The following is a 24,320-nucleotide window of genomic DNA, read 5'->3' as shown; positions in this document are numbered from 1 at the left end:
GCACCTAAGCCGCCCCTAAGCCGCTCTTTCGCAAATCCGAATTTCGGCGTGCAGGGGGCTCGGGAATAATGGCCCCAGTTTCCAATCGACCCGGCGACCATGCACGCAGACCAGGATCCCGACCAGCTGTACCCCGAAATCCGCGAGGCGGTGCGCAGCCTGTGCGCGGGCTTCGATTCGGCGTACTGGCAACGGGTGGAAGAGCAGGAAGCCTTTCCCGAGAGCTTTGTCCAGGCGCTGACGCAGGCCGGCTGGCTGTCGGCGCTGATCCCCGAAGCCTATGGCGGCTCCGGGCTGTCGCTGACCGCGGCGTCGGTCATCATGGAGGAAATCAACCGCAGCGGCGGCAACTCCGGCGCCTGCCACGGGCAGATGTACGTGATGGGCTGCCTGCTGCGCCATGGCTCCGAAGCGCAGAAACAGCGCTGGCTGCCGGCGATCGCCTCGGGCGAGCTGCGCATGCAGTCGATGGCCGTGACCGAGCCGACTACCGGCACCGACACCACCAAGCTCAAGACCACCGCGGTGCGCCAGGGCGACAAGTACATCGTCAACGGCCAGAAGGTGTGGATTTCGCGCGTGCAGCACTCGGACCTGATGCTGCTGCTGGCGCGCACCACGCCGCTGGACCAGGTCAAGCGCAAGTCCGACGGCCTGTCGGTATTCGTGGTCGACCTCCGCGATGCCATCGGCAAGGGCCTGACGGTCAAGCCGATCCGCAACATGGTCAACCACGAGACCAACGAGCTGTTCTTCGACAACCTGGAAGTCCCCGCCGCAAACCTGATCGGCGAGGAAGGCAAGGGCCTGAAGTACATCCTCGACGGCCTCAACGCCGAGCGCATCCTGATCGCCGCCGAGTGCATCGGCGACGGCTACTGGTTCGTCGGGCGCGCCAGCAACTACGCGCGCGACCGCATCGTGTTCGACCGCCCGATCGGCCAGAACCAGGCGGTGCAGTTCCCGATCGCGCGCGCGTACGTCAACGTCGAGGCCGCCAGCCTGATGCGCTACAAGGCCGCGCGGCTGTTCGACGCCGGCAAGACTTGCGGCAAGGAAGCGAATATCGCCAAGCTGCTGGCCGCCGACGCCTCGTGGGAGGCCGCCAACGTCTGCCTGCAGACGCATGGCGGCTTCGGCTTCGCCGCCGAATACGACATCGAGCGCAAGTTCCGCGAGACCCGCCTGTACCAGGTGGCGCCGATCTCCACCAACCTGATCCTGTCCTACGTGGCCGAGCACGTGCTCGAGTTGCCGCGTTCGTTCTGAGAACCCTACATGTCCCAATCCCCCCAAGGCATCCGCCCGCTCGACGGCATTCGCGTGGTCTCGCTCGAGCACGCCGTGGCCGCGCCCTTCGCCACGCGCCAGCTGGCCGACCTGGGCGCGCGCGTGATCAAGATCGAGCGTCCCGGCGTGGGCGACTTCGCGCGCGGCTATGACCAGTCGGTGCACGGCCAGGCCTCGTATTTCGTCTGGCTCAACCGCGGCAAGGAAAGCCTGACGCTGGACCTGAAGAACGACGAGGCGCAGTCCATCCTGCACCGGCTGCTGGCCGATGCCGACGTGCTGGTGCAGAACCTCGCCCCCGGCGCCGCCGCGCGCATGGGCCTGGACTTCGACACCCTGCACGGCAAGTACGGCAAGCTGATCGTCTGCGACATCTCCGGCTACGGCGACTCGGGCCCCTATCGCGACAAGAAGGCCTACGACCTGCTGATCCAGGCCGCCGCCGGCCTGGTCGGCCTGACCGGCGGCCCCAACGAGCCGTCGCGCGCCGGCGTGTCGATCGCCGACATCTCGGCCGGCATGTATGCCTACAGCGGCATCCTGTCGGCGCTGCTGCAGCGCGGGCGCACCGGCAAGGGCCTGCGCGTGCAGGTGACCATGTTCGAGGCCATGGCCGAGTGGATGAACCAGGTGCTTTACTTCGGCCACTACGGCGGCACGCCGCCGGCGCGCTTCGGCGCCTCGCATCCGACCATCGCGCCGTATGGCGTGCATCGCACCAGCGATGGCAGCGTGATCTTCAGCGTGCAGAACGAACGCGAGTTCGCCAACTTCTGCGAGATCGTGCTCGGCAACCGCGCGCTGGCGCAGGACGAGCGTTATTCCAGCAATACCGCGCGCGTGCGCAACCGCGCCGAACTCACCGCGCTGATCGAAGCCCGCTTTGCGTCGCTGACGGTGGCGCAGGCCGAGGCGCTGCTGGACCAGGCGCAGATCGCCAACGCGCCGATGAACGACATCGAAGCGGTGTGGAACCATCCGCAGCTGCAGGCGCGCCAGCGCTGGCGCGAAGTGGCCACGCCCAATGGCCCGATCGGCGCGCTGCTGCCGCCCGCCAACCTGTCGGGCGTCGAACCCGTGATGGGCGACGTGCCGGCGCTGGGCGCGCACAGCCGCAGCATCCTGGCCGAGCTGGGCTACGGCGACAGCGACATCGACGCCCTGGCAAGCCAGCGCACCATCTGAGCCGACACCGGCGCCCAGTCACACCGGGCGCCCTTCCCCTTCCGCAAGCCCTGTTCAAATCTCCGGAGCCGGCATGAGCCAAGCCGCAGACACCACTTACCCGACCCGCCAGCTTTGCGATTTCCTGGCCAACCTCAAGCTGGCCGACGTGCCCGCGCCCGTGATCGAGCGCACCAAGGACCTGTTCCTCGACTGGATCGCCTCGGCCATCGCCGGCAAGGATGCCCCCGCGGTGCGCAAGCTGCAGGAATTCGCCGCGGCGATGGGCCCGTCCGACGGCGCCGCCGAAGTGCTGGTGGACCGCCGCCGCACCTCGCCCTACTTCGCCGCGCTGATCAACGGCGCTTCGTCGCACGTGGTCGAGCAGGACGACGTGCACAACGGCTCGGTGCTGCATCCGGCCGCGGTGGTGTTCCCGGCCGTGGTCGCCGCCGCGCAGGCCGAGGGCAAGACCGGCGCCGAAGTGCTGCTGGCCTCGATCGCCGGCTATGAGGCCGGCATCCGCATCGGCGAGTTCATGGGCCGCTCGCACTACCGCGTGTTCCACACCACCGGCACCGTCGGCACGCTCGCCGCCGCCGCCGCGGTGGCCAAGCTGTTCGGCCTCGATGCCGAAGGCATCAACCAGGCGCTGGGCTCGGCCGGCACCCAGGCCGCCGGCCTGTGGGAATTCCTGCGCGACGCCGCCGACTCCAAGCAGCTGCACACCGCCAAGGCCGCGGCCGACGGCCTGCAGTCGGCGTGGCTGGCGCGCGCCGGCTTCACCGGCGCGAAGCAGATCCTGGAAGGCGCCCAGGGCATGGCCGCCGGCATGTCGAGCGATGCCAACCCCGCCTGCCTGACCGATGGCCTGGGCACGCGCTGGGCCACCGCCGAGACCTCGTTCAAGTTCTTCGCCTCGTGCCGCCACACGCACCCCGCCGCCGATGCGCTCAAGGCGCTGATGCAGCGCGAAGGCGTTGCCGCCGACCAGATCGCCAGCGTCACCACGCACGTGCACCAGGGCGCCATCGACGTGCTCGGTCCCGTGGTCAATCCCGCCACCATCCACCAGGCCAAGTTCTCGATGGGCACCGTGCTGGGGCTGGTGGCCGTGCACGGCCACGCCGGCCTGGGCGAGTTCGAGCAGCATGCGCTGCAGGACCCGGCGGTGGCCGCATTCCGCGGCAAGGTCGAGATGGAGCTCGATGCCGAGATCAACGCCGCCTACCCGCGCCAGTGGATCGGCCGCGTGACGGCCAGGACCACCGACGGCCGCACGCTGGCCGCGCGCGTCGACGTGCCCAAGGGCGATCCCGACAACACGCTGTCGCGTCCGGAGCTGGAAGCGAAGGCGCTGCAGCTGGGCGCGTTCCGCAACGGCGCCAGCGAGGCCGAGATGCGCGCCATCATCGCGCGCGTGTGGGCGCTGGAGGAGGCGCCCAACGTCAACGACTGGCTCCCCGCCGCACGCTGAGCACCGCCATGTCCACTGCCGTCACTTACCTGTTCGTGCCGGGCGACCGGCCCGAGCGCTTCGACAAGGCCGCTGCCGCCGGCCCCGACGTGATGATCCTCGACCTCGAGGACGCGGTCCATCCGGATGCCAAGCCCGCCGCGCGCGAAGCCATCGCCGCATGGCTGGCCGGCCGGCCCGGCGCCAGCGCGTTCGTGCGCATCAACGACAGCGCCTCGCCCGCGTTTGCCGCGGACCTGGCCTGGCTGCGCGCACTGCCCGCCGGCACCGCGCTGGCCGGGCTGCTGGTGCCCAAGGCCGACCCTGTCGCGCTGGCCACCATCGCGCAAACCCTGCAAGCGATCAACGCCAAGGGCGAGCTGGTCGCCATCATCGAGACCGCGCTCGGCCTGCACCACGTCGACGCCGTGGCCTCCGCCAGCGGCGTCGCGCGCCTGGCCTTCGGCTCGCTCGACTATGCGGTCGACCTGGGCTGCAGCCATACCCGCGACGCGCTCGCCTTCGCGCGCGCGCGCATCGTGCTGGCTTCGCGCGTGGCCGGCCTGCCGCCGCCGGTCGACGGCGTGACCACCGCGCTCAAGGACGAAGCCGTGCTCGCCAGCGACGTCGCCTACGCGCGCGAACTCGGCTTTGCCGGCAAGCTCTGCATCCACCCGGCGCAGCTGGGCGCGGTCCGCGCCGGCTTCCTGCCCAGCCCCGAGCAGCTCGACTGGGCCCGGCGCGTGCTGGACGCCACCGCCAGCGGCAGCCACGCGGTGCAGGTCGATGGCAAGATGGTCGACCGGCCCGTGATCGAGCAGGCCCGCCGGCTGCTGGCGCTGGCGCCATAACGCGGCATCCGACTCCCCTCATGCATCCGAAGGCCACCTGCCATGACTGACGCCACCTCTGAACTCGAACGCCTGCGCGGCTGGATCGGCCGCAGCGAAGCGCGCACCGAAACCCTGACGCCGGAGCCGGTCGCCGGCCTCGCCGCCACCTTCGACCTGGACCCCGACGAAGTCGCCGCCGGCCCGCTGCCGCCGCTGTGGCACTGGCTCTATTTCCTTCCGCGCGCGCCGCAGCGCGAACTGGGCCGCGACGGCCATCCAACGCTCGGCGGCTTCATGCCGCCGGTGCCGCTGCCGCGCCGCATGTGGGCCGGCAGCGAACTCAGCTTCAGCCATCCGCTGCATATCGGCGACACCGTCACGCGCACCTCCACCATCGCCGACGTCCAGCACAAGACCGGCCGCAGCGGCGAGTTGTGGTTCGTCGCCGTCGACCACGAACTGACCGTCAACGGCAAGACCGCCATCAACGAGCGCCACGACATCGTCTACCGCGCCATGCCGGATCCCAGCAAGCCGCAACCGCCGCGCCCGCGCCTGGAACACACCGCGCAATGGCAGCGCACGCTGCAGGCCGACCCGGTCATGCTGTTCCGCTATTCGGCCCTGACCTTCAACGGCCACCGCATCCACTACGACCGCCAGTACACGCGCGAAGTCGAAGGCTATCCCGGCCTGGTGGTGCACGGCCCGATGCAGGCCATGCTGATGCTGGACCTGGTGGCACGCGAGCAACCCAAGGCGCAAGTGAAGCGCTTCGGCTTCCGCGGATTGGCGCCGTTGTTCGACCAGGACACGATTACTGTGGGTGGTGCGGCGGATCCGACGCAGCCGGGGCGGCTGGTGTTGTGGACGGGGGATGATGCGGGGGGGCAGGCGATGCAGGGGTGGGCGGAGGTGGAGGGGTAAAGGCAGGGGGCGCGGGCGGCTAGTCCCGTCGTCAGTACTGGTAGACGAACTGGAATCCGCCTGCCACGCTGGCGGTGTGAAACGTTGCCGGCTTGTACACCGGCATGCCGGCGAACAGGTCATAGAACAGCCGGCCAAAGCCAGGACCGAAGCCGCCGCGCAACCCAATCACCGCACCGGCCAGGCGCGTACCGGCAAGGCCTGCCGTCGACGGCCCGAAAACGCTGCCATAGTCGAGACCGGCGTACAGCGCCTGGCCGGTTGCGCCAAGCGGCAGCTGCAATTCATTGCGCCAGTAAAAGCCGCTGTCGCCGGCCAGCAGCCGCTCCCCGTCGAAACCACGCACGGTGTAGCGGCTGCCGATGGTCATGGCGTCCAGTGAATAAAGCCGGTCATTGGTGTACTGACCACGGAAGGTCGTGACATAGCGAAGCGGAAATTCGCCCACCTTGAACGGCACCGACAGGTTGGCATCCGCGACAAGCATCCGGAATCGCCAGGTCGGCCCACCGATCGCGGCCAGGGTGTCATCCTGCGACCCGAATCCGCCAATGCCCTGGCGGTACGCGAGCGTGCCGTCAAACTGCGCCGCACCGAAATAGTGGCGGTCGGTGAAACCAGCCTCCAGCACGGTGTTGTTGCGCCGCTGCTGGGTAATCTCCGTGTCCTCGATAAAACTGTGCCCGAAGCGGCGCGACAGTCGGAACTGCAGTCCCAACACATCGTTCTGGCTGCGCCGGATCACGCGGTGCAGCTTCAGGTCGACTGTCCGCGAATCGCCGCTGGACACGAAGGTTTGGTTGACGCCGGCAATCTGCTGGAAATAGGTGTTGGAATAGGCCGACAGCGTGCCGGTCCAGTAGCCCCACGGCACCGAATAGAAGCCGTTCCAGCCGTGCGTGCCTCGGCGCTTGTCACTGAACGCCAGATCCTGGCTGTATCCGACGTTGAACAGGTCATTGAGGCCCAGTGGGTTGTCGACGGCTAGGCTCAGGTTGCCCTGAGGCTTGCCGGTCGAGCGCGTGCCAGAGTTATCGACCGAGGCCACGAACGTCCACGGCTTGGCGCGCTTGACCGTAACGACCACGTCGCTGACGCCGGGTGTGGGAGTCGGCACGATTTGCATGTCGGCATCCTGACTGCTCACGCGCTTCAGCTGCTCCAGCCCTTGCTCCAGGTCGCGCAGGTTGAGGAGCTCTCCCGAGCGCGACGGGAACGCGGACTTCCAGGTGCCGCGTGTTTCGGGATCGGCAAAGCGGAGTTCTCCGATGAGGCCGGGGATCAATGCCAGGCGCAGCGTGCCGGTGCTCAGATCCTGCTGCGGCAGCAATACACGCGTGGTGACGTAGCCGCGGCTAAGGATGGCCTGGGAGACGCCCCTGGTGAGTACCTCCAGACCTTGCTTGCCAACGCAGGCGCCTTGGTAGTGATTGAGCCATGTCAGGGCAAAGGCGAAGGGATCTTGGGGCAAGGCGGAAGTGCCTTGTGCTTTGGCAGCTTCTGGCAGGTCGGTCGGGACGTCTAGCGTGAAGCGGTCGATGGGGAAGCAAGGCGACTCGAGCGGCAGGGCCGGGTATTCGACTGGCCCCGCAGCGTCTGCGCGGACCGCAGACGCTTGCACGGCTTGGGCGCGCTCGCGGGCTTCTTGCTGCTCCCGGGCGCGCTGTTCTTGTTCGGCAGCAACAGAAGTGGCAACTTGCTGTGCGAACACAGATGAAGGAAGTAAAAAGAGGAAGGCGACACAAAGGGAAAGAGCACGCGCCCTGCGCGCCTCGTCAGAATGAGGGTGCTTCATGGAGTTTAATCCTACTGCTTCGGCCCCAATGCCTGGCTATCTGGCTAGGAGCCTTTCTCACGGCAACATGACCATCTTGGCCGTTACCATCGATCAGATGCACGTTAATCCGACCCACATTCACCTGAAATTATGGATCCATTTCTCGCAAGCGATATATACAACTGCCAGAAATACGAATCCAGTGAATAGAAAGTAAAGAACTTTTTCTGATCGACTCATCTTCTTCCATTGATCTGGTGTTGGGCCGCCACCAATTGCCATAGTTGCTCCTTTATTCCAGTGAACCTTCGATCAATATCCTCATTGGATTACCCGAAAACCAAACTTTGTCGGTGATGCACGATACGCGGCACGGCGAGCCCAGCATATCGGGCTCGACGACGGATCGAGTACTGTATTTGTCGTGTACCGTGCCCCCGAATCGCTGTCACAATATTTGATCGAACGAGCGACGCGATCGATCACCCATATGGCGTCGATGCTCAGTCGGAATTTCGTGCCGAGTTATCGTTCGCGGTGAGCCAGTGTCCGCACACTCTGCAACGAGTCGGAGCCAAATCAACATAGGGGATCGGATGACCTCTTGGTACCGTTCTACAGAATGGACAGCGATACAGCAGACCAATCACGAGCAACAAGACGGAAACGAAAACCACAACATGGATTACAACAAGATATTCATACGACTTGTGGAGAAACTTGAATGCGGGAAACCCAAAGAAGCCCCACGATCAGGATTGCGATTACGCAATACCTAACTTTGTTGAATGCAATTATCATCGATTTATCGGATATCATTTTATTCACTTCCCTTGCCAAATTCTCGGATTCACCCATTCCCAAGCGCCCGGCCAGGTGCGAAACTAGGCTGACGGCCACAAGCCACCGCCTGGAAGCTTGGGAATATCGGCAGCACTCCAAGTCGTCGGCATTCGGCGCAGCGGTTCGAAATTGACCTTCCAAATATCCACTTCGCAAGGAATGTTTGCCTCGTCAACGAACAATGTGGCGATGACAAGTACTCCGTCCAAGTCGAATGCCTGTCCAGTAGAGGCAACCCGCCTGACGCCTCGGATTTCTGGATTCGAAGAGACTGAAATTTGAAAACTCCCCATCGCGCCATCATCCAGATTTCTGACTTGAAAACTCGACCATTCCGTAGGGCAATCCACGTTCTGTGAAATCTCACAAAGAAATGTCACGAGAGACGCTTCTGCACTTGATATTTCTCGCCAACTCATTTCGCACCCCGTACCGTAATGCGGCCAACATTTACGTTGCCGTCTTGGCCCTTGAAGCCAACGAAGTCAACTAACTTTCCGCCCACAACCACCGTTCCATTGTAGGGTCCTGAGGGTAATGCCGGCCCGATTGCGTTGAGACGGTCTCCAATCGCTGCCTGAACTTCTGCACGCGGCAAGCCGGCCTCGTCAATATGACGGAATGTGTGATATGCCTGATTCGGATTGTTTCCGAACGCTACGTTTGGATTCGAGAATATTGGCAAGCGCCCGAGATTCGGCGCAGAGTCCGTATCCCCATAAGCAAACTGCGGCAGCACCCCCCGCTGAGCTTCGGCATATTCTTTGGCAATCGGTGAGTTGGCCGGCTGCGACAGCAGTACAGTCTGGGCCTTCATGTACTGTTCGTAGGTAACGCCCTCGTCTTTCGGTATGCCCGTCTCATCGTAGTAGGTACCCAGCACCACATCCATAGCCCTTTCCATCTGCGCTGGGGTCATGCCAGCCTTCGCAGCTTCCTTTTTCGCGATTGTCCTTATGTCCTCGGGCTTGGCATATGTCAGCTGGCGATTGAACCGGTCCACAATCGAGGCGGTCGTTGAACCTGCACCGCCACCGATCACTGCTCCGATACCACCCGCAGCGATATTGCCGGCGATATTGGCAATCGCTTGATCCAGGTCGCTATTGCCGGAATTGACGTAAGTGTAGGTAGTGGTCACGCCATCTTGAATTTTTGGACCCAGTAGCGATGCCGCAGCCGCCCCAGCAGCGCCTGCCAGCGCATTGCCGCCGCCCACCCCGGCAATAAGTGCACCGCCCGCGCTGTGGAGCATGGCGCGATACTCGCCGCCCTCCTTCCAGCCGTCCACATCGGCCTGTGCCGCAGCCATCGTCAACTGGTTCTCTACGCTCGGATCCTGCCTGTACGCTTCTGCGGCGGCGTTGTATCGATTCTGCGCTTCCTCCTGCTTGGCATTGGCAACCTGGCCCACCGTCTTTGCCACCGCCTCCCCCGCCGCCTGCGCCGCGTTCAGCATGTCCGACTGCCTGTCGAGCACATCCTTCAGGTCCGGATTCTTCCCCACCGAGGTATTGGTCCCGCTCGTGTCGCGCTTGAGCTCCGCAAGGTCTTGCTTCTGGTTCCCCGCATCGCGGATGCTGACAGTGCCATCCGCAATAGCACTGCTTGCGATGCCATTCTGGCTGCCGCTCTTGTGTTGGGGAATCATCGGGCTGATGCCGCCGGTGTTCTTGCCTGAGGTTGGTCCGCTGCTCTTCTCTTCGTTCTGTGAGCCAGCGGTAATGCCGGCCGACACGCCGAACGAAGTCGCGCTGTAGTCCGAGTGGTTCTGGATGTCGCTGAAACTGAGCGTCCCGGTGTCGAGGCGGTTCTTGTCCTTGCCGCCCGCGCTGGCTATCACCGCACCCTTGAGATCGGTATTGCCCTCGACGCGGATGTCAAAGCCATCGTCGCCCGCGTAGATCCCCGACTGCTCGCTCACATTCGCATAGCTGCCGCTCGCCTTGCCCTTGCTCGCGGAGACGCTGGCCGATCCGCCTCCCTGGCCGATGCTGAAGCCGCCGCCCATGCTTTCCTGCCTGGCGCGCATTTCCTCGGTGTCTTGTCGGCTGGCGATATTGAGGTTGCCACCTACGTCGCCCACGACCTTGCCGCCATTGACTGTGGCGCCGAGGATGTTGGTGTCATTGCCCGACACAAAAGCCACCGACTCCTTGCCGCTCACATGGCTGTTGACATGGGTGGCCCCGGTACTGTCCGCGTTGCCCTTGGCCCTGGAGCCCGACGCCGATACGCCAAATCCCTGCGCACCATACGAAATGCCGACACTGGCGCTGCTCGACTTGCTGGTGCTGTGGCTTTCGTTTGTGTCCGTGGCGGACACGACGTTGATGTCGTTCCTGGCACCCAATGCCACCTTGTTTGCGGCCACGTCGGAGCCGATGATATTCAGGTTGCCGGCCGTCTGGTTGCCATCGGCGTCAATGCCGGTCGCAACGAAGGCAACGGTGCCGCCTGCCGTGACGCGTGAACTGCTATGCGTGGCGCTATCCTCGGCCAGCGTCTGCTTGCTTTGGCTGGAGCCCCACGAGAGCGTCACCGCCGCACCGGTTGCTGGGTTGGCTCCGTTAGCGAGCGCGCTGCCCGCATCGAATGCGTCGCGCGCAGAAGCGATGCCCCACAGTGCCGCAGCACGCCCGTCCTGGCTCTTGCCGACAGAACTCATCTTGTTGCCGGCATCGAGGGCAGCGCCGATGGCGCCGCCCGACACGCCAAGCGTAAAGCCGCTCTGCTTGACCTCGTGGGTTTCATCGTGATGCCGGCTTCCCTTTGTCGCTTCGATCGTGACATCAGCCGCCACGCCCGTGATGTCCTTCGCCGCAAGCAACTCGCTGCCTGTAACCCTCAATGCGCTGCCCGCATTCAGGTGGACACTGCCATCGGTGCTGCCCACCAGGCTTGCCGTCTGCGTGACGGCGTTATCGTTGGTCGCGTCCTTCTGCTCGTACTTGCCATAGGACAAGCCGGACCCGGTGGCGCCAAGCCCTGACTTGGTGGTGCGCTCGAAACGATGACTGGAACCGGTGTTCTGCGCACTCATAATAGTGAGGTCGCGGCCTGCGGCCAGGTTCACGTCGTGGGTAGCGGGGACGTTGGAGCCTGCCACGGTCAGGTCGCGTCCGGCGCTGCCAGAGACACTGTCGGCCGAGATCAGCGATCCGACCGCGATGGCTTGCCTTTCGCTGTACTCCTTCGTGGTCTGCTCCTTTGACAGGAAGCCGGACCGATTGGTCTGCGACCAGCCTTGCGCGCTATGCGTTTCGTTGATCGTACCGACGGTCACGTCACCGGTACCGGTACCGGTCAAGGTAGCGGTTCCCTTATCGGTGCCAACGGTCGAACCCAGAACCGCAAGGTTGCCGGTGCCCGTTGGCACGGCGGCTGCCTCCGGCGACATCCTGATGCCGCTTTCGCCCAGCACGGTAGCTGCCAGCTGCGCCTGCCCGGCAGCCAGCGTTGCGTTGTTGCCAGCCTGCACGGAACTCCCGCGCGCCACCTCACCGTAAGACGACTTGGTGTATTGCGCGTTCTTTCCGCCAAGCGATCCCTCGCTATGCGTGTTCGAATCCAGTGATGCCGTCGCCGTGGCATTGCGGCCCGCGATCACCGAAGCATTGCTCCCCGCGTCGACAGTCGAGCCGGTGAGCGTCGCATCGCGGCCGGCCACCACCGCGACGTTGCCGCCCGCCCGAACGCTGCTGCCCACGCCGATGGCGGTCTGGTCGTGGTAATAGCTCTGGCCATCGCGCGAGCTGGAATCCTGTGTGGTGCCAACCGCCACCGTGCCGATGTTCAGATCACGGCCTGCGGCCAGCTGTGCATGGTTCCCCGCCTCCACCATGCCGCCGGCGATATTGACGTCGCGTCCAGCCTGAACGGCAACGTTGCCTGTGCCCGAGATGGACGCCACCGATCCGATCCCCGTGGCGCCTACCGTGTGGGCGCCCATCGTGCTTTCATTGGAGATTGTCTGCGTCTCGTTGATCACGTCGCGCCCGGCAGACACGAGTGTGTCGGTGCCACTGATGCGCCCGCCAAGGTTCCGCACGTCTTGCTGGGCCTGAACCACGGTGGGACCGGCCCCGCCGATCTCGCCCCAGTTGACAATGTTGCTGCCGAACACCTGCGTCGTCAGGTCGCCCACTATCCGGCCGCTATTGGCCAGCTCACCGGAGGCATCTAGTTTGACCTTGCTGCCCGTCACCAACGCACCGGTGCTGGTGAGGTCTACGGCATGGCTATGGGCCAGGTACAGCCGGGGCACCAGCACCGACTGGCGCGTGCCGTCCGGCAGCGTCACGTCCTGCGACACCAGCCACACCATGTCGGTAGTGAGCTGCGCCATCTGGTCCTCGGACAGGCCAATGCCCGGCGCCAGGTTGAACGACCTGGCGTAGGCCGCACCGTTGTCCATCAACGCCTTGTACTCATCCATCTGGTCGCTGTAGCCGGCCAGGAAGGTGCGCCCGGTCAGTTGCGTCACCTGGTCGCGGATCAGTTTCTGCTCGTAGAAGCCGTCGCCCAGGCGCTTCTGCAGCATCGTCGGATCCATGCCGAGTTGGCGCAGCATGTAATCGCTGGAAATGAACCGGCCGTACTGCGTGAAGCGCGGGTCGGTGGCAACCAGATAGGTGGCGGCGGGCGCGGTCTGATAGCGATACAGGCCATTGGTTGGCAGGGTCAGTTCCGGCAATCCGCCGCCGGCCGTACCCACCGTCTGTGGCCGGTCGGTGTTGCCGTTTGCACCGCGAACCGGGCTGGCAGTGGCGTCGCCGCCCGAGACGCCGCTGCCTGTCACGGTCTCGCCGCGGCGGTTGACGGTGAGGACGGAGATATCCTGTGCGGTCGTCTGCACCATTTGATTGGCAGAGGCGATGGCCGGCAGTGCATCCACGGTTTGCGGGGCTTGAGGTGTGGTGGGATACGGCACCACCTGGGTGTCATTGTTGCCGCCGGTCTTCTGGTGCCAGTAGAAGGTCGACGTTTCCGTCGTGCTGACGGAATGCTGCAGAACCGTGCCGACATCCTGCACCGAGCCGCCCGCGGCCAAGCGCACGAGGTCACCGCCGGCGGCCATGATGGACGACTGGTTGAGGATGTTGCCCCCGTCGCTGTTGATGCGGATGGCGCCACCCGCCTGCAGCTTTGCGGGATCACTTGCGCTCACCAGGCGGTCCGTGGCGGTGGTGGTCGTGACCGACCGCGAGGTTTCGCTGTAGTCGTGGCTGTCCACGCCCAGATCGAAGCGGATCCGCACCTGGTCCGGACGGATGTTCCTGGCCGGATCCCAGTCCGGCCAAAAGGTGATGCTGTAGGTATCGCCGTTATCCGTGATGGACTGGTAATACTGCGTCGGGTTGCTGGTGAGGTTGCGCGTCAGGGGCTGCGCGGGCAGGCAATCGGAGCAGATGACTCGGGAACTGGCGTCAAAGTACTGTTCGACCGGAGGCTTGGTGAAAGCAAAGGACTGGTCCGTGGCATTTAGATCCGTGACGGCGGTTTTGTCTACCGTCAGGGTCACGGGCTGCATCAGGGCGTAGGTGCGGCTGGCGCTGACTGGGGCATTCCCGCCTTCCCAATACCAGCTTGGGAACGTTACGCTTTGGTGGAAGTTCAGGTCGGCTCCGCTCATGTCCGCATCCCACAGGCTCAGCGTTTGCGCCGCACTCGTGACGGGAGCGCCCGGCTCGGTGACGATGCTGCTACGCGTATTGCTGACCTGGCTTGCCGCGATGTCGATATCGCCTTCCGCTTCGATCGTCGCCGACCGGTTGGTGAGCACACTGGTCTGGTTGGCCAGCAAACCCGTGGCAGGGTCGCGAACGCCGTCGCGGGCGATCTGCAGGGTGCCGGCGCTGTAGAACGTCGCCCCATCGAGGTTCTGGACCGAGTGGGCGGCGTAGACGTTGAGGGCTTCCGCCGCCGCCATCAACGCCGCAGCCCCATTATTGGTGATGTCGTTGCCCTGCACCGTCACGTTGTTGCCGATGATGGTGCCGGTATTGGCCGTGGTCCCGCTCGTAGTCTGGACGGTATCGCCCTCGATGCGCCCGGCGTTGGCGAGGGTGCCGGCGGCGCTCACCGTAGTAGTTTTGCCGTTCATGTCCGCGCCGGCGGCGTTGACGACGTCGGCGCCGGCCACGGTCAGATCCCCCACCGCGGCCAGCGTGCCGGTGTTGGTCAGGGTGCCGGTGGCGGCAACGCGCATGTTGCCATCGGCGTGCAGCCGGTTCGCGGCATCGTTGAGATAGTCGCCGGCCACGTCGAGCACCAGGTTGCGCCCGGCGGTCATCTCGCCGCTGCCCGACACCGCTCCCTTGACCGCGATGTCCTGATTGGCCTTGATCGTGCCGCCGGCGTTGCTCAGGATCGCGACATCGATGGAAGCGTCGGTCTCGCTCTGGATCTGGCCGCCGTCATTGACTAACGTGGCGTCGGCCTGGTCCAGCACCAGACCCTTGCCGCCGTAGAGCAGGCCGCCCGAGTTGTCCGCGCGACGCCGGGTGTTGAGCGCCAGCGCGCCACTGGCGAGCACCTGGCCGTCGGCGGTGTTGTTGAGATCCTGCGCATTGACGATGACGTCGCCGTTGCCGCCCAGCGTGCCGCCGGTATTGGTCAGCGCATAGGTCGCCGTCACCGTGGTGGCCCCGTCGCCGGCGTTGGTCAGGTGACCGAGGGTGTTGTCGAAGCTCGCGGCGGAAACACCAAGCTGGCCGTGCGCGCCATTGGCGGCCAGCGTGCCGCTGGCATTGACGAGCTTGCCGGCAGCGATGGCGGCGAGGTCGCCATCGGTCTGTGCCGAGCCGCCGGTGTTGTCAATCTGGCCGCCGCTGCCAAGCGTCAAGCCGTCCTTGCCATACAGCTTGCCGTGGCGGTTGAGCAGGTCGGCGCTGGTGGCAATGGTGGCCTGGCCCTGGGCCGACATGCTGCCGCCTGCGTTGTCCAGCGCGGCCGCCGTAGCTTGCAGCGCTCCGTTGGTTTCGATCGTGCCCGCGGTGTTGGAGAGTTCGCTTTCGCTCGTCACCGTCAGCAGCCCGGCGCCGGCATGCTGGATCCTGCCACCCGCATTGGCGATGGTCTGGGCCGATGCGGAGAAGTTGGCACCATTGGCCGCAAGCGTGCCTTGCGCATTGTCGAGCGTGCCGCCAACGCGCACCGTGGCATCGCTGGCGCCGTACTGGTTGATGGTTCCGTTGCGATTGAGCAGGTCGCCAGTGGCGGTGATCGCAAGCCGGTCGCCTTCGACTCGGCCCCCTGTATTGTCAAGGGCGGCGGTGTCCAGCTTCAGCGTGGCGGCGGATAGCGCGCCCTTGCGGTTGGTCGCGGCGCCCGCAATACTGGCGGCCAGCGTGCCGCCCGCGGTCAGCTTGCCGTTGTCGTTGTCGAGCGCCTGCGTGTGGAGCGTTACGTCGCCGAGCGCATTGATCCGGCCGTGGTTGGCCAGCGCGCCGGCATTGAGCACCGCATTGCCGTTGCCACCGATCAGCCCGCCCTCGGCACCATTGGCGGTCGTGCCGGCGGCGTTGACCAGTGCCCCGCTGGTGGCGACGGACAGGCCGTCGCCGTTGAGTGACACGATGCGGCCCGCCGTGTTGTCGAGCGCGCCAGCTTGCGTCGACAGCGCGCCGCTGGCCTGGATCGTGCCCTGCGTATTGTTGACTGCGCCGGTCACCTTCAAGGTGATGGCCTGCTCCGCCACGATCTGGCCGCCCTGGTTCGATAGGCTGTCCGCCTGCAGCACCAGGCCGCCGTGGCTGGAGAGCTGGCCTCCGTCGTTGACCAGCGCACCGCCCGCCGCAGCATTGAGCGCCGCGCCCGCGCGGGTGGTGGCACCGGTCAGATCCAGCTCGCCCGCGCCAGCCTGCAGGTTCAGGTTGCCGCCCGCCGAGGTCTGGCTGCCGGCCAGGTCCATGCCCGCACCCTGCAGCGTCGCATGGCCGCTGGCCTGGTTGTGGCCAGTGGCGGTCAGTGCGCCGGCGGTAGCAACCACGGCAAGGTCGGCCGGTGCGGCGGCCGAGCCATCGGCGTTCACGCCAGCGGCCAGCGTGCCTGTAGAGGCGACACTGCCGGCATAGGCGTTGAGCCATTGCTGGCTGGCCAGCGTGCCCGTATTGGCCAGCACGCCATCGGTGTTGATCGACACACCTTGCATGCCGTACGTGGTGCCGCTGTTGTCGATGCCGTCGCGCGCGTAGGCCACCAGGTTTCCGCTGGCATTGGTTTGTCCGGCCAGCACCAGCTTGCCCTGGGCTGTCAGCGTCAGCTCGCCCGCCTGGGCGGCGGCAACGCCACGCAATGACACCCCCACGCCATGCTCGGTGGAAGCCAGCATGATCTTGCTGGCATACATGCCGCCGAGTTGCGACACATCGATGCCCAGGGCAGGTGCGGCTCCCTGGCCGGCAATCGGTGTGGCAGCCAGCGTGGCGCGATCCACCTGGCTGGCGCCGGCGATGACATTCAACTGGTTGCCATAGACCGCCGCATTCACCTGCACCGCGCGTGCGATCAGGTCCACCTGGTCGGCATAGGCTGCGTTGATGCCGTCGCCCTGGACCACGATTTGTCCGCCGGTGACGCGGAATGCATCGAGGCTGCCGCCGCCCCCGAATACCGGCGTGCCGGTGGTGAGCGTGGCCCGGCTGGTATTGATGAAGCCCAGGCCATTGACCATCAATCCATTCGGATTGGCGATGACCACCTCCGATCTGGGACCCGCCACCTCGACATAGCCCTGCAACTGGCTGGGAGACGAGCCGGTGACCTGATTGACGATGATGCGTGCCGATCCGCCCGGCAGCAGATTGGGGTTGCCGTTGACATAGCCGGCCTGCTGGGTGGAAACCGGCGTCGGCGCATTGTTCAGGATGATCCCCGGGCGCGGCACATCGAATTGCGCGTAGGCGTTGGCCGAAACGCCAGCCGCCGACGGGCGAGTGATATTGACCTGCTGCAAGCCATTGGCGGTCTGCACTACCGTCGGGCGGTTGGCGCCAGAGTTTGGATCCGCGACCACCTGCGCTTGCGCGCATGGCACGCCAGCAGCGATCCAGACAGCCAGCGCAAGTGCCGGGATCGCAAAGCGCGCAATGCGCGCGGATTGGGCGATTCCGGCAGCAGAACGCAATCCCGCCTGCCGGCCCTTGCCACATCCCGTGGCACATTCCGGCACGGCAACCGGCATGCCGCGCGCGGCGTTGAAGACAAGGCGATAGAGATTCCGATTCATACCCGGATGCGAGACGCGGATGACCGATGCAGGACCACCAGGCTGCGTTCCTGCGCGCCCTGGCGACGATTTGAAGGGGCAGGAATCAGTGCGGCAGCCGCACCACGTACACCCCGGCGGCAGGCGCCGAGGCGGTCACGTTCACGTTGGTGCCATTCACGGTGCCCTGGCTGCCTGGCGCGACGGCGTAGGTGACGCCATTGGTAGTGCTCTGGACCACTTCGATGGCCGGTGCGGCTGCAAGCGCAGCCGGCGTGGTAAAGGTCAGGCTGATTTGCGGGTTGAGCAGGCTGGCGTAGCCGCCGTCCGTCTTGACCTCGTAGACGTAATCGGCAACGATGCCCGCTGGGAGCGGATCAGGCTTGCCGAGGCAGATCGTGACGTTGGCAAGGCCCGTGGCCGGTGTCTTGACGGTCAGCCTGGCGATGCCGTCGTCGGTCGCGACGGACATGTTGGCGTTCGGCACCGCGCTGTTGGACAGCGTGAGTTTCCTGTAGCTATCGGGGCAGGAGAACGCGGCGGGCGCGGGCGTGAGGGTTGGGCTGGAGGCGCCGCCATTTACGGCAGACTGGTCCGGCGGGGAAGTGCCGGCATTGCCATCATCGCCCCCGCCGCCGCAAGCGGCAAACAGCGCGACACTGGAAACCAGACCTGCGTACATCGCCAATTTTTTCATTGCTCAAGTCCTCTGCGGGTGGGTTAATCGCTCCTCCTGACGGCATCAATAAATATGATCGCCGGCAGTGAACGAATTAACTGCTTCCCAGACTAATGCGTCTATCAGACTTGCCTTAAAACTTATAAAACAATGAAAACGTTTACTGCATGTGACGTATCAGGTTGATTTATGCGAAAATCTTCGTGCGTTATGCGTTACATCCAGAATATTACGATCCGAACATTTCTACGATTTCTTGGAAATTTCGAATTTACAAAAATATTTCTAAGGAAAATGGCCAGCGTAGATCGCCGGAGCGCAAACGCCCGATCAACACGGCGCAGTCCCAAAAATCCCTCCCAAAAAGCAAAAAGGCCGGCATCCGCCGGCCCCTCCGCAATATCCACAAACCCTCAATCCGCCCGGATATTCGCCTTCTTCACCACCCCACCCCACAACGCCAGCTCGCGCTGGATCCGGTCCCCCAGCGCCTTGGGCGTGCTGATATTGACGTCGTAACCGCCGGCAGTCATCCGTTGCCGGAACGCGGCATCCTCGCCCACCGTCTTCTGCGCCTTGACCAGCTTGTCGACCACATCGGCCGGCAGCTTCTGCGGCCCCACCAGCGCATACCAGCCGGTCAGGTCATAGTCCTTCTGGCCCGACTCGATCATGGTCGGCACGTTCGGCAGCGCCGGGTTGCGCGTCTTCGACGTGACCGCCAGCGCCCGCACCTTGCCGCCGTTGATATGGCCGATGGCGGTGCCGGTGATATCGAACATGAAGGTGACCTTGCCGCTCATCACGTCGGCCATCGCGGGCGCGTTGCCCTTGTACGGCACGTGCAGCATCTTCACGTTGTTCATCTGCGCCAGCAGTTCGGCCGACAGGTGGTTGGACGCGCCCACGCCCGCGGAGCCGAACGAGACGCCCTCAGGGTTCTTGCGCGCGTAATCGACCAGCTCGCCCACGTTCTTTGCCGGGAAGTCCTTGTTCACCAGCAGCACGTTGGTGTAGTCCGTGATCAGGCCGATGTAGGTGAAGTCCTTGACCGGGTTGAAGTTGACCGCGTGCTGGATCAGCGGGGTCATGGTCATGGTGGGGCTGGCGACGAAATACAGCGTATAGCCGTCCGGCGCCGCCTTGGCGGTCATGTCGGCGGCGATCGCGCCGCTGGCGCCGGCGCGGTTGTCCACCACCACCGGCTGCTTGAGCACGCGGCCCAGTTGCTCGGCGTAGATGCGCGCGGCGGTGTCGACCGGCCCGCCGGGGGCGTAGCCGACCAGCAGCTTGACCGGGCGCGACGGATAGGCATCGGCGGCCCATGCCGCCCCTTGCAGCAACAGCGTGGCGGTCAGCGCGGCCAGCGTCTTCCATGTTTTCATTTATGTTCTCCTCCAGGGATGGCTGTAGTGCCCGGGGCCCCGTGCCCCGCGGCCTTAGTCGAGCATGGCGCGCAGCGGCTGCTTGAGCAGCTTGCCGCTCGCCGTGGTCGGAATCACGTCGACGGTGCGGACTTCGGCCGGCCTCTTGTACGGCGCCAGGCTGTCGCGCAGGTAGGTATCCAGCGCCTTGCGGTCGAGTTCGGCGCCTTCCTGCAGTTCGATGAAGGCCACCACCTCTTCGTTGCCGTCGCCCGTGGTGCGCCCCACCACGGCGGACTGGCGCACGCCGGCAAAGGCGTTGATCACCGACTCCACTTCGATCGGATACACGTTGAAGCCGGAACGGATGATCAGGTCCTTGGAGCGGCCCGAGATAAACAGCGCGCCGTCGGCATCCAGATAGCCGAGGTCGCCGGTATTGAGCCAGCCGCCGGGCAGCAGCGCCTCGGCGGTCTGTTCGGGATTGCGGTAGTAGCCCACCATCACGCCGGGGCCGCGCACGCGGATCTGGCCGCGTTCGCCGGCGGGCAGCGGCTTGCCTTCGGCGTCGGTGATTTCGATCTCGACGCCTTCGACGATATAGCCGGCCGAGCAATCGGCACGCGGGGCGTCCATGCGCGTAATGAAGAGCGAGCCGGCGTATTCGGTGATGCCGTAGCCGTGGTGCAGCGGCTGACCGAACAGCGTTTCGACGTCGCGCTTGAGCGTGGGATCGAGCGGAGCGCCGCCGGTATAGAGGTAGCGCAGGCGCGGATAGGCGCCGGGCTTGGCGCCCGCCGCGGGCGCGACCGCCATGATGCGCGTGAACATGGTCGGCACGCCCTGCAGGATGGTGACGCCGGGCGTGGCCAGCGCCTCGAACACTTCATTGGCGTCGAAGCGCGGGCGCAGGAACAGGCTGGCGCCGGCGTACAGGGTGGCCATCAGCACCGTGGCGATGCCGAAGATATGCGACATCGGCAGCGCACCGTACGCCACGTCGGCCGGGCCCATGTCGCGCGAAGTGGCGGAGATGCGCGCGAACTGCGTCAGGCCGGCGTGCGGCACCATCACGCCCTTGGGCGCGCCAGTGGTGCCGGAGGTGTAGATCAGCGTGGCGACGCGGCCAGCCAGCTCGGCGGGCTCGCGCTGCGGCGCGCTGGCCGCATGCGCCACGCGCATGCCATCGTCATAGACCGCGCAACCCGTAGGCTGTGCGCCCAGCCGCTCGCCGTGCGCCGCGGCAACGTCGGAGACATGGCCGGTGAACAGCGCCAGCGCCGGCTGCGCGTGGTCGCGGATATTGTCGATCTCGCGCGCGGACAGGCGTGCGTTGACGTTGATCGGCCAGGCGTGCAGCAGGCTGCAGGCGAACAGCGTGACTACCATCTCGTTGCAGTTCTCGCCGACCACCATGACGCGGTCGCCCTCGCCTACGCCCTGCCCAGCCAGCCAGTCGCGCGCGGCTTCGATGCGCCGCCACAGCTCGCCATAGCTGATGACGGCACCGCTCTCGTACAGGCATGGCGCCTGCGGTGTCTGCGCGGCCCAGTGGGCGGGGATCTCGTGGATAAAGCGGGGGCGGAAGGAAGACATGGTGCTGGTGGATCTCTCGAATGCGGGCTGAGTCGGATATGCGGCGGAATGCACCCGGCCACATCAAAACTGGCCGCATCAGTTTGCGGCAAGCCTCGCGCCGCAGCCATTTGGAATTCACTAAGGTGGTGTTCGTCCACGCCACGGTCCCCGGCGGGCAGCCCTGGCGAACGCTGCCGGGCACGGGTGGTTCCGTCGCCGCGAAGGACGCCTTCCGGATTGATAAAGCAACGAATCCGAAGTGGCCCCTACAATCGGCCGGCACAGCAAGGGCTTTGGCCATGGCGCGCTGCACAACCACGGGCAATACAGGTTTGCGCGCCAGCGCCGCGCGGCCCGCGTACCACAGGGGACATACAGATGGATTTGCGTTTCACCGCCGAGGAACAGGCCTTCCGCGAGGAAGTCCGCGCTTTCGTGCAGGCCAAGCTGCCGGAAGACATCCGCAACAAGGTGCTCAACCACCAGCGCGTGGAAAAGGACGACTACGTCCGCTGGCACCGCATCCTGCAGGCGCAGGGCTGGGGCGCGCCCACCTGGCCCACGCAATGGGGCGGCACCGGCTGGACCGCGCTGCAGCGCCTGATCTTCGAGATCGAGACCTTCCGCGCCGGCGCGCCGCGCCTGCTGCCGTTCGGGCTGACCATGATCGGCCCGGTGCTGATGAAGTACGCCAGCCCCGAAATGCAGCAGCGCTTCCTGCCGCGCATCCCGGGCGTGGAAGACTTCTGGTGCCAGGGCTACTCCGAGCCGGGCTCGGGCTCCGACCTGGCTTCGCTGAAGACCCGCGCGGTGCGCAAGGGCGACAAGTACATCGTCAACGGCCAGAAGACCTGGACCACGATGGCGCATTTTGCCGACTGGATCTTCTGCCTGGTGCGCACCGACCCGGAAGCCAAGGCGCAGGAAGGCATCTCGATGCTGCTGATCGACATGAAGTCGCCCGGCGTGACGGTGCGTCCGATCACCACGCTGGATGGCGGCCACGACGTCAACGAGACCTGGTTCGAGGACGTCGAAGTGCCGGTCGAGAACCTGGTCGGCGAAGAGAACCGCGCCTGGACCTACGCCAAGTACCTGCTCGGCCATGAACGCACCGGCATCGCCGGCATCGGCCACTGCCACCGCGAGCTGCGCCAGCTCAAGCATTACGCCGCGCAGGCCACCGACGGCGCCGGCCGCCCGCTGATCGAAGACGTGCGCATGCGCGACAAGATCGCCCGCGTCGAGATGGACATCATGGCGCTGGAAATGCTGCTGCTGCGCGTGGCCACGCAGGCCGCCGGCACGCCGGGGCCCGAGGCGTCGATCGTCAAGATCCGCGGCTCGGAGGTGCAGCAGGACCTGGGCATGCTGATGATGGAAGTGGCCGGCCCCAACGCCTGGCCGTATTCGCCCGACTGGCTCGAGCCCGGCGCGACGCAGCCGGTATCGGGTCCGGAGTGGGCCGCACCGGCCGCCGCCACCTATTACGACATGCGCAAGACCTCGATCTACGGCGGCGCGACCGAAGTGCAGAAGAACATCATCTCCAAGATGATCCTGGGTTTCTGAAAGGATAGCTGACATGGACTTCACCTACAGCGAAGAGCAACAGATGCTGGCGGACAGCCTGCGCCGCTTCATCGATACCGAATACACCTTCGAGGCCCGCCGCAAGAGCGCGCGCCAGGGCGAGAGCCTGGACCGCGGCGTGTGGAACAAGCTGGCCGAAATGGGCGTGCTGGGCCTGACCGTGCCGGCCGATTTCGGCGGCTTCGGCGAAGGCCCCGCCAGCCAGCTGGTGGTGCAGCGCGAGCTGGGCCGCGGCCTGGTGCTGGAGCCGGTCACCCCCAGCGGCGTGATGGCCGCCGCCATCCTGGCCGCCCACGGCAGCGACGCGCAAAAACAAGAATGGCTGCCCGCGATCGCCGCGGGCGAGCGCATCGTCACGCTGGCCTACCTGGAGCCCACCACCCGCTACCGCCCGGAATCAGCCCGCGCCAGCGCCGAGCGCAGCGGCGACGGCTACGTGATCAGCGGCACCAAGAGCGTGGTCTGGCACGGCGCCGCCGCCGACGCCTACCTGCTGACCGCGCGCGTCTCGGGCAGCAACGAGATCGCGCTGTTCCTGGTGCCGCGCGACAGCAAGGGCCTGGGCGTGACCGCCTACCCCACCATCGACGGCCTGCGTGCCGCCGACCTGTCGCTGCAGAACGTCAGCGTGCCGGCCAGCGCGCTGGTGGGCCAGCCCGCCGACGGGCTCGCGGCGCTCGGCGTCGGCCTGGAGCACGGCATCGCCGCGCTGTGCGCCGAGGGCGCGGGCGCGATGGAAAAGCTGATCCAGATCACCGGCGAATACCTTGGCACGCGCCAGCAGTTCGGCAAGCCGCTGGCGAGCTTCCAGGCGCTGCAGCACCGCATGGCCGACATGCTGGTGCAGAAGGAACTGGCGCTGTCGATGGCCTACGTCGCCGCGCAGGCGCTGGACGAAACCGATCCCGCCGCGCGCCGCCGCATGCTGTCGGCCGCCAAGGTGACGGTGGCGCGCGCCGGGCGCTTTGTCGGCCAGCAGGCGGTGCAGCTGCACGGCGGCATGGGCATGACCGACGAGCTGTCGGTCGGCGACTACTTCAAGCGCCTGACCATGCTGGACCAGCTGCTGGGCGACAGCGACTACCACCTGCAGCGTTTTGGCGAGGTGATGGAGGCCTGATCGGCGGCGGCGTCATTGGCGACACGTCGTCCCCGCGCAGGCGGGGACCCAGTGTCTTTAAAGCGCAAGCGCTTCTTAAAGTCGCTGGGTTCCTGCTTTCGCGGGAATGACGGGGGTCTTTGTTCTTTTGGTAGGGGCCTCGCCGTGACTACCTCCACCTGGCGCCATGGCAATACCGGTCTGCTGCCCGCCTGCTGTGATTCTGCACCGTGCTATCGTTGTTCTTCCCGATACCGTACACAAGCGAAGAAGGAGAGAACATGAGAATCCTGCTTACCGCGACCGCAGCCGTTGCCGTCATGGCCGGATGCTCAAGCCCGGCACAACGGATGGCCGATTGCCAGGCGCAAGGAATCAGCCGTGACGCGTGCTATACAACCGAGCAAAACCGGCAAGCCGCTATCAATGCCGCAGCGGAGAAGCAAGCCCTGGAGAATGCACAGAAGGCGAGCGGACTGAAGAGCAAATAGGACGCTGCTGACAGA

14 protein-coding genes are annotated in these 24,320 nt (G+C 65.5%); 8 read left to right on the top strand and 6 right to left on the bottom strand.

Annotated elements, in window-relative coordinates; all coding sequences use genetic code 11:
- The first annotated feature begins 99 nt into the window (after window positions 1-99).
- From CBM2594_RS17440 to CBM2594_RS17420, 5 genes are all read left to right on the top strand, one after another.
- Window positions 100-1,269: an acyl-CoA dehydrogenase family protein gene (locus tag CBM2594_RS17440; protein WP_116358082.1), complete on the top strand. Its 1,170-nt coding sequence runs from the start codon at window positions 100-102 to the stop codon at window positions 1,267-1,269.
- 9 nt (window positions 1,270-1,278) lie between these two features.
- Window positions 1,279-2,475 (top strand): CaiB/BaiF CoA transferase family protein, encoded by a 1,197-nt coding sequence (locus tag CBM2594_RS17435; RefSeq protein ID WP_116358081.1) that lies wholly within the window; start codon window positions 1,279-1,281, stop codon window positions 2,473-2,475.
- Between the two features lie 73 nt (window positions 2,476-2,548).
- Complete coding sequence (locus tag CBM2594_RS17430) at window positions 2,549-3,931, top strand: MmgE/PrpD family protein (RefSeq protein ID WP_116358080.1); 1,383 nt, start codon at window positions 2,549-2,551, stop codon at window positions 3,929-3,931.
- Window positions 3,932-3,939: 8 nt separating this feature from the next.
- Window positions 3,940-4,761 (top strand): HpcH/HpaI aldolase/citrate lyase family protein, encoded by an 822-nt coding sequence (locus CBM2594_RS17425; RefSeq protein WP_116358079.1) that lies wholly within the window; start codon window positions 3,940-3,942, stop codon window positions 4,759-4,761.
- Between the two features lie 42 nt (window positions 4,762-4,803).
- Entirely contained in the window at window positions 4,804-5,670 is an 867-nt protein-coding gene (locus CBM2594_RS17420) for an FAS1-like dehydratase domain-containing protein (protein WP_116358078.1), read from the top strand.
- A 31-nt stretch (window positions 5,671-5,701) separates the two neighbouring features.
- Here the strand turns inward: CBM2594_RS17420 and CBM2594_RS17415 are convergent, their stop codons facing one another.
- From CBM2594_RS17415 to CBM2594_RS17395, 6 genes are all read right to left on the bottom strand, one after another.
- Entirely contained in the window at window positions 5,702-7,465 is a 1,764-nt protein-coding gene (locus CBM2594_RS17415) for a ShlB/FhaC/HecB family hemolysin secretion/activation protein (RefSeq protein WP_198048167.1), read from the bottom strand.
- Between the two features lie 866 nt (window positions 7,466-8,331).
- Window positions 8,332-8,709: a DUF6984 family protein gene (locus CBM2594_RS27140; RefSeq protein WP_284496023.1), complete on the bottom strand. Its 378-nt coding sequence runs from the start codon at window positions 8,707-8,709 to the stop codon at window positions 8,332-8,334.
- Entirely contained in the window at window positions 8,706-17,522 is an 8,817-nt protein-coding gene (locus CBM2594_RS17410) for a two-partner secretion domain-containing protein (protein ID WP_116358076.1), read from the bottom strand. Before CBM2594_RS17410 ends, CBM2594_RS27140 begins: the two co-directional genes overlap by 4 nt.
- Window positions 17,523-17,607: 85 nt before the next feature.
- Window positions 17,608-18,198: a hypothetical protein gene (locus CBM2594_RS17405; RefSeq protein ID WP_116358075.1), complete on the bottom strand. Its 591-nt coding sequence runs from the start codon at window positions 18,196-18,198 to the stop codon at window positions 17,608-17,610.
- A 395-nt stretch (window positions 18,199-18,593) separates the two neighbouring features.
- On the bottom strand, window positions 18,594-19,565 hold the full coding sequence (locus CBM2594_RS17400; protein WP_116358074.1) for a Bug family tripartite tricarboxylate transporter substrate binding protein: 972 nt from the start codon (window positions 19,563-19,565) through the stop codon (window positions 18,594-18,596).
- A 54-nt stretch (window positions 19,566-19,619) separates the two neighbouring features.
- Window positions 19,620-21,140 carry a class I adenylate-forming enzyme family protein gene (locus tag CBM2594_RS17395; RefSeq protein WP_116358073.1) on the bottom strand — a complete coding sequence of 507 codons (1,521 nt, stop codon included), beginning with the start codon at window positions 21,138-21,140 and terminating at the stop codon, window positions 19,620-19,622.
- A gap of 360 nt (window positions 21,141-21,500) precedes the next feature.
- On the opposite strand from CBM2594_RS17395, the gene CBM2594_RS17390 reads away from it, so the two are divergent.
- The 3 genes from CBM2594_RS17390 (at window position 21,501) to CBM2594_RS17380 (ending at window position 24,305) form a co-directional block, all read left to right on the top strand.
- Entirely contained in the window at window positions 21,501-22,694 is a 1,194-nt protein-coding gene (locus tag CBM2594_RS17390; protein WP_116358072.1) for an acyl-CoA dehydrogenase family protein, read from the top strand.
- Between the two features lie 13 nt (window positions 22,695-22,707).
- On the top strand, window positions 22,708-23,835 hold the full coding sequence (locus CBM2594_RS17385; RefSeq protein ID WP_116358071.1) for an acyl-CoA dehydrogenase family protein: 1,128 nt from the start codon (window positions 22,708-22,710) through the stop codon (window positions 23,833-23,835).
- A gap of 260 nt (window positions 23,836-24,095) precedes the next feature.
- A complete protein-coding gene (locus CBM2594_RS17380; protein WP_116358070.1) occupies window positions 24,096-24,305 on the top strand; it encodes a hypothetical protein in 210 nt (69 codons plus the stop codon).
- The last annotated feature ends 15 nt before the right edge of the window (window positions 24,306-24,320 follow it).

It is taken from the genome of Cupriavidus taiwanensis (assembly GCF_900249755.1).
Lineage (GTDB): Bacteria > Pseudomonadota > Gammaproteobacteria > Burkholderiales > Burkholderiaceae > Cupriavidus > Cupriavidus taiwanensis_D.
This window is presented reverse-complemented; position numbering and strand designations above follow the sequence as displayed.

Bases quoted from the DNA above. Each gene is read 5' to 3' on its own strand.
- CBM2594_RS17440 (WP_116358082.1), top strand. From the start codon at position 100: ATGCACGCAGACCAGGATCCCGACCAGCTGTACCCCGAAATCCGCGAG.
- CBM2594_RS17435 (WP_116358081.1), top strand. From the start codon at position 1,279: ATGTCCCAATCCCCCCAAGGCATCCGCCCGCTCGACGGCATTCGCGTG.
- CBM2594_RS17430 (WP_116358080.1), top strand. From the start codon at position 2,549: ATGAGCCAAGCCGCAGACACCACTTACCCGACCCGCCAGCTTTGCGAT.
- CBM2594_RS17425 (WP_116358079.1), top strand. From the start codon at position 3,940: ATGTCCACTGCCGTCACTTACCTGTTCGTGCCGGGCGACCGGCCCGAG.
- CBM2594_RS17420 (WP_116358078.1), top strand. From the start codon at position 4,804: ATGACTGACGCCACCTCTGAACTCGAACGCCTGCGCGGCTGGATCGGC.
- CBM2594_RS17415 (WP_198048167.1), bottom strand. From the start codon at position 7,465: ATGAAGCACCCTCATTCTGACGAGGCGCGCAGGGCGCGTGCTCTTTCC.
- CBM2594_RS27140 (WP_284496023.1), bottom strand. From the start codon at position 8,709: ATGAGTTGGCGAGAAATATCAAGTGCAGAAGCGTCTCTCGTGACATTT.
- CBM2594_RS17410 (WP_116358076.1), bottom strand. From the start codon at position 17,522: ATGAATCGGAATCTCTATCGCCTTGTCTTCAACGCCGCGCGCGGCATG.
- CBM2594_RS17405 (WP_116358075.1), bottom strand. From the start codon at position 18,198: ATGAAAAAATTGGCGATGTACGCAGGTCTGGTTTCCAGTGTCGCGCTG.
- CBM2594_RS17400 (WP_116358074.1), bottom strand. From the start codon at position 19,565: ATGAAAACATGGAAGACGCTGGCCGCGCTGACCGCCACGCTGTTGCTG.
- CBM2594_RS17395 (WP_116358073.1), bottom strand. From the start codon at position 21,140: ATGTCTTCCTTCCGCCCCCGCTTTATCCACGAGATCCCCGCCCACTGG.
- CBM2594_RS17390 (WP_116358072.1), top strand. From the start codon at position 21,501: ATGGATTTGCGTTTCACCGCCGAGGAACAGGCCTTCCGCGAGGAAGTC.
- CBM2594_RS17385 (WP_116358071.1), top strand. From the start codon at position 22,708: ATGGACTTCACCTACAGCGAAGAGCAACAGATGCTGGCGGACAGCCTG.
- CBM2594_RS17380 (WP_116358070.1), top strand. From the start codon at position 24,096: ATGAGAATCCTGCTTACCGCGACCGCAGCCGTTGCCGTCATGGCCGGA.